This is a genomic window from Mesorhizobium sp. M2A.F.Ca.ET.037.01.1.1 (assembly GCF_003998075.1).
Lineage (GTDB): Bacteria > Pseudomonadota > Alphaproteobacteria > Rhizobiales > Rhizobiaceae > Mesorhizobium.
This window is the reverse complement of record NZ_RZSA01000419.1, coordinates 1-5,300: the sequence shown is the minus strand read 5'-3', so window position 1 is coordinate 5,300 and position 5,300 is coordinate 1. Positions and strand designations below refer to the sequence as shown.

The window sequence follows — 5,300 nt, the reverse complement described above, 5'->3', positions numbered from 1 at the left end:
TGCCCGTGCCTTCGTCATCCTAGGGCGGAGCAAGGAGCGAAGCGACGCGCGCAGACCCTAGGATCCATGCCGTGACGCTAAGGCGTTGCGACGGTTGCAGAATTCTGCTCCGCCGCGCTCTACATCAAAGGTCACGGCATGGATCCTCGGGTCAAGCCCGAGGATGACGAAGTCATGAAAGACTTCGGCTTATCTCGGAAAACACCGATGAAAGCTTCGGATTTCTTTTTTCTCGTCCGGACCTACCGCGCCCGATGAGAACAATCCTGCGATATCTGGCAATGCTCGTCGCGGCGGTGCTTCTTGCCGCCGCGCTCGGCGCGCTGGTGCCGCGCCCGCTCTGGCCCGCGGCGAAGGCCGAAGGCGAGGGGACACGGCGCATATTGGTGCTGAAGAACCCGATCCACACCGACATCGCTATCCCTCTGGATGACGGCGTTCGCCGGCGGTTTGCTTTCCTCGCCGATGCCGGTCTGCCGATGGATGCCCCGGATGCACGCTACATCGTCTTCGGCTGGGGCGGCCGCGCCTTCTATCTGGAGACGCCGACATGGTCGCAATTGAATGCCGCGCCGGTGTTGAAGGCGCTGACGCTCGATGTCTCGGTGATGCATGTCGATGTCGCCGGCACGATCAAGGAGCTGCATCCGAATGTCGCCGGCTTCGACATCGACGAGGCGCATTTCGCGGCGTTGCTGGACTACATCACCGCGAGTTTCCGGCAGGGCAAGGGCGGGCCTGTGGCCGTCGAGGATGCCGGCTACTCGGCCTACGACCGTTTCTACGAAGCCAATGGCCATTTCAACGCGCTGGTCGGCTGCAACACCTGGACGGGGGCCGGATTACGCATCGCCGGCGTGCGCACGGGCTGGTGGAACCCGCTACCAGTGTCGCTGTGGTGGTCGATGGGGTTGTATAACTAGGTGGTTTTGCCCGTCAGCCGGCCTTGCGATCTTGCTTCGTCACATATTCACGCAACACCTTGTTGATTGCGCTCTGGTAACCGCGACCGTCACGTGTATGCCTCTTGAACCAAGCGACGACATCTGAATCGAGACGAAGAGTCAGCTGCTGCTTGATCGGTTTGAAATACGGATTTCGGACAGCCGTCCGCCAGAACTCTTCCGTCAATTCCGGAATATCGCTGGTATCGATATCATCTTCCCGTCGCGCTTTCAGGGCAGCGATTTCAGCCTTCTGAGCTTCCGTCAGAGGCGGTGGATTTGTTGGATCGAATTTATATCGAACGGTTTTGTTCATAACGTCTTCAACGTCCTACCCCTGCACCACCTTCCGTTCCTCCCAGCCATAAAGCCAGTCCAAGTCCGCGGCGAGCTTCTCCGGCGGCCGCGTCGCCAGCACCAGATTGCGGGCGACTGCCACCGGTCCCCAGGCGTGCCAGGTCAGCCGATTGAACGCGCCGCGTTTGAGCACCCTTTCGACGCGCGGCCGCCTGAGATTTTCCCAGACGGCGAGGCTGTGGGCCGGATCGCCGGGAAAATCGGCAACGAGATTGGCGAGCACTGAGGCGTCCTCGATTCCCATGGCCGCGCCCTGGGCCGCGAACGGCGTCATCGCATGCGCGGCGTCGCCGATCAGCGCGATGCCTTGCGGGACGGCCCAGCGCTGTTGCCGGACAGTGTGCATTGGAAACGCCGTCCACGACCCCGCCAGCGCGATGAGCTTTGCGAGCATCGGTGCGGTGCCATGCATGGCATTGGACAGGATGGCCGGGTCGGCATGGCCCGACCAGCCTTCCGCGATGCGTTCGCCTCTGGTGAAAGCGGCGAGGTTGACGGTGCGGCCCTTGCTCACGGGATAGGCGACCAAATGGAAGCCGGGATGCAGGAAGGTTGTGACGCAGCCCGCCACCCCGATCTCGGCAAATGCCTGCCCGGCGGGGCTGTCGACCGCCACGGTGGTGCGCCAGGCCAGTCGGCCCGAGAAGCGGCTTCTCGCGAAGGCGGAGTCCCGGGCCGCAAGCTGCGCGCGAACCGTCGACCAGACGCCATCGGCTCCAACCAGCAGGCCGGCTGCAATCGACGTGGTTTTGCCGTCGGCCTCTACCGTCGCGGTCACGCTTCGCTGGTCGGCGGCGATGCCTGTCACCCGCGCACCGGTAACGAGCTCGATATCCGACCGCCCTGCCATTTCCTCCGCCATGGCCGCCTGCAGGTCGGCGCGGTGCGCCACCAGATAGGGCGCGCCCCAGCGCTTCTCGGCCGCCTGTCCAAGCGGCACGCGGGCCAGCTCACGCAGGCTTTTCGCATCCTTCAGCACCACCGCTTCGGGCCGGACCGCGTTGGGCAACAGACGGTCGAGCACGCCAAGCCGGCGCAGGATGCGGGTTGCGTTGGGAGCCAGCTGGAGGCCGGACCCGGCCGCTTGGAGCTGCTTGGCCTGCTCGAACAATTTGACCGGCAAGCCGCGCTCAGCGAAGGCAAGTGCTGCCGTCAATCCGGCGATGCCGGCCCCGGCTATGACGACTTGCCGGGACCGTGCTTCAATCATGGTCGGCTCAGGCGGCCTGGTCGACATAGAGGCAGCCGGCTGGCTGCGTTTCTGTCGCCTTCAGCGACGGCGAATAGCGATAAAGCGTCGAGCAGTAGGGGCAGACCTTTTCATTGTCGTCACCCATGTCGAGGAACACGTGCGGGTGATCGAAAGGCGGGTTGGCGCCGGTGCACATGAATTCCTTGACGCCGATCTCGATGACCGGATGGCCCGCGTCGTTCTGGAAATGGGGAATGCTACCGCCTGCCATCGTCGTCTCCAATCGGGTTCGGCCAGTGGGTGTGACCCGCCTGCATCTGGAGCATAACATGCCAGTTTGCAAGATCGATGAAATCAAACTGTCGCAAAAGGCTGGCAGAGGATAAGTTGAGCCGGTTAAGCGCGTGAGGCTGGCACGGAGCGATTCCGTGACGATCATGCGTCACAAAGAGATGTTAGAGCGTCGCCGGACGGCAAGATGCGGCGCTCCCTGGGGCGGTTGCGGGCAAGAGCGGGAAACATGAACGAACTGAAGCCGGTGCAGAGCGAGTTCATCACCGTCGAGGCGGCGAGCCCCGACGGCGGCAATCCCGACCGTTTCGTCAACCGCGAATTCTCCTGGCTGCAGTTCAATCGCCGCGTGCTGGAAGAATCGCTCAACGAGCATCATCCGCTGCTCGAGCGCGTACGCTTTCTGTCAATCTCGGCCGCCAATCTCGACGAGTTCTTCATGGTCCGCGTTGCCGGCCTTGCCGGTCAGGTGCGCGAAGGGATCGCGCTGAAGAGCCCGGACGGCCGCACGCCCGAGCAGCAGCTCGAGCAGCTGCTGCGCGAGGTCGAGCGCCTGCAGGAGGACCAGCAGAAGAGCCTCTCGGCGCTGATGGCCCTGCTCAACAAGGAAGGCATCGAAAGCATCACCCGCGACGCGCTGACCAAGGATGAGAAGACCTGGCTGGAGGAGCATTTCCAGGAACAGGTCTTCCCGGTGCTGACGCCGCTGTCGATCGACCCGGCGCATCCGTTTCCCTTCATCCCCAATCTCGGCTTTTCCATCGCCTTGCAATTGCGCCATCGCAAGAACGGCGAGGAGATGAGCGCGCTCTTGCGCCTGCCGGTGGCGCTCAGGCGTTTCATCCGCCTGCCGGACCGCAAGCGCCATGTGCGCTTCATCCCGCTGGAGGAGGCGGTCGGCCTCTATATCGGCAAGCTGTTCCCCGGCTATGAGGTCAAGGGCTCGGGCACGTTCCGCATCATCCGCGACAGCGATATCGAGGTGGAGGAAGAGTCGGAAGACCTCGTGCGCCTGTTCGAGACGGCGCTGAAGCGGCGGCGCCGCGGTTCGGTGATCCGTATCGAATTCGACACGCTGATGCCGGCCGAATTGCGCGACTTCGTCGCCGGCGAGCTCGGCGTCTCGGCGAGCCGCATCAGCGTGCTCACCGGTCCGCTGGCGCTCAATCAGATTTCCGAGATCGTCGCCATTCCGCGCGACGACCTGAAGTTCACCCCCTACAATCCGCGCTTCCCCGAGCGCATCCGCGAGCATGGCGGCGACTGCCTTGCCGCCATCCGCGAGAAGGACATCATCGTCCACCACCCTTACGAATCCTTCGACGTGGTGGTGCAGTTCCTGCGCCAGGCCGCCGCCGACCCGGAGGTGGTGGCGATCAAGCAGACGCTCTACCGCACTTCGAACGACAGCCCGATCGTGCGCGCGCTGATCGACGCCGCCGAGGCCGGCAAGTCGGTGACCGCGCTGGTCGAGCTCAAGGCGCGCTTCGACGAGGAGGCCAATATCCGCTGGGCGCGCGACCTTGAGCGCGCCGGTGTCCAGGTCGTGTTCGGCTTCCTGGAGTTGAAGACCCACGCGAAGATGTCGCTCATCGTACGCCGCGAGGACGGCCGGCTACGCAATTATGTCCATCTCGGCACCGGCAACTACCACCCGGTCACCGCCCGCATCTACACCGACCTGTCCTTCTTCACGACCGACCCGACGATCGCGCGCGATGTCGCGCAGATTTTCAACTTCATCACCGGCTATGCCGAACCGGCCGAGGAGATGCGCCTTGCTGTGTCGCCCTTCACGCTGCGCAACCGCATCCTGAAGCACATCGCCGAGGAGGTCGTCCACGCACGCGAAGGACGGCCGGCGCGCATATGGATGAAGATGAACGCGCTGGTCGACCCGATCGTCATCGACGCGCTCTACGACGCCAGCCGGGCCGGGGTCGAGATCGACCTCGTCGTGCGCGGCATCTGCTGCCTGAGGCCGCAGGTACCGGGCCTTTCGGAAAACATCAGGGTGAAATCGATTGTCGGCCGCTTCCTCGAGCACAGCCGCATCTTCTGCTTCGGCAATGGCTACGGCCTGCCGTCGGACGAGGCGATCGTCTACATCTCGTCCGCCGACATGATGCCGCGCAATCTCGACCGCCGCGTCGAGACCCTGGTGCCGATCACCAATCCAACTGTGCATGAACAGGTGCTTGGCCAGATCATGCTGGGCAACATCATGGACAACCAGCAAAGTTTCGAAGTATTGGCTGACGGCACCTCCCGGCGCGTTGCGCTGGAGGAGGGCGAGGAGCCGTTCAACGCGCAGGAATATTTCATGACCAATCCGAGCCTCTCCGGACGGGGTGACGCGCTGAAATCGCATGCGCCCAAGCGCATCGCCCAGTTCAAACGCCGCAAGAAGAACAGCGCCGCGTGATTGCAGTTTCCCAGGGCCGGCTTCAGGACCGGCGGCCACTGTCGATCATCGACATAGGGTCGAACTCGATCCGCCTTGTCGTCTATGAAGG

At 63.5% G+C, this 5,300-nt stretch carries 5 protein-coding genes; 2 read left to right on the top strand and 3 right to left on the bottom strand.

Annotation, left to right across the window (positions count from 1 at the left end):
- Nucleotides 1-254: 254 nt before the first annotated feature.
- Entirely contained in the window at nt 255-923 is a 669-nt protein-coding gene (locus tag EOA27_RS20245; RefSeq protein WP_127256982.1) for a TIGR02117 family protein, read from the top strand.
- A gap of 13 nt (nt 924-936) precedes the next feature.
- Here the strand turns inward: EOA27_RS20245 and EOA27_RS20240 are convergent, their stop codons facing one another.
- Genes EOA27_RS20240 through EOA27_RS20230 form a run of 3 tightly spaced genes read right to left on the bottom strand, consistent with a single transcriptional unit; the run spans nt 937 to nt 2,764 of the window.
- The gene (locus EOA27_RS20240) at nt 937-1,260 is read right to left on the bottom strand and encodes a BrnA antitoxin family protein (protein WP_126083215.1); all 324 of its coding nucleotides are present in this window, start codon (nt 1,258-1,260) and stop codon (nt 937-939) included.
- 15 nt (nt 1,261-1,275) lie between these two features.
- Complete coding sequence (locus tag EOA27_RS20235; RefSeq protein ID WP_127256979.1) at nt 1,276-2,511, bottom strand: FAD-dependent monooxygenase; 1,236 nt, start codon at nt 2,509-2,511, stop codon at nt 1,276-1,278.
- A gap of 7 nt (nt 2,512-2,518) precedes the next feature.
- On the bottom strand, nt 2,519-2,764 hold the full coding sequence (locus EOA27_RS20230) for a zinc-finger domain-containing protein (RefSeq protein WP_027169907.1): 246 nt from the start codon (nt 2,762-2,764) through the stop codon (nt 2,519-2,521).
- A gap of 249 nt (nt 2,765-3,013) precedes the next feature.
- On the opposite strand from EOA27_RS20230, the gene EOA27_RS20225 reads away from it, so the two are divergent.
- Nucleotides 3,014-5,209: an RNA degradosome polyphosphate kinase gene (locus EOA27_RS20225; RefSeq protein WP_126083213.1), complete on the top strand. Its 2,196-nt coding sequence runs from the start codon at nt 3,014-3,016 to the stop codon at nt 5,207-5,209.
- Nucleotides 5,210-5,300: the final 91 nt, after the last annotated feature.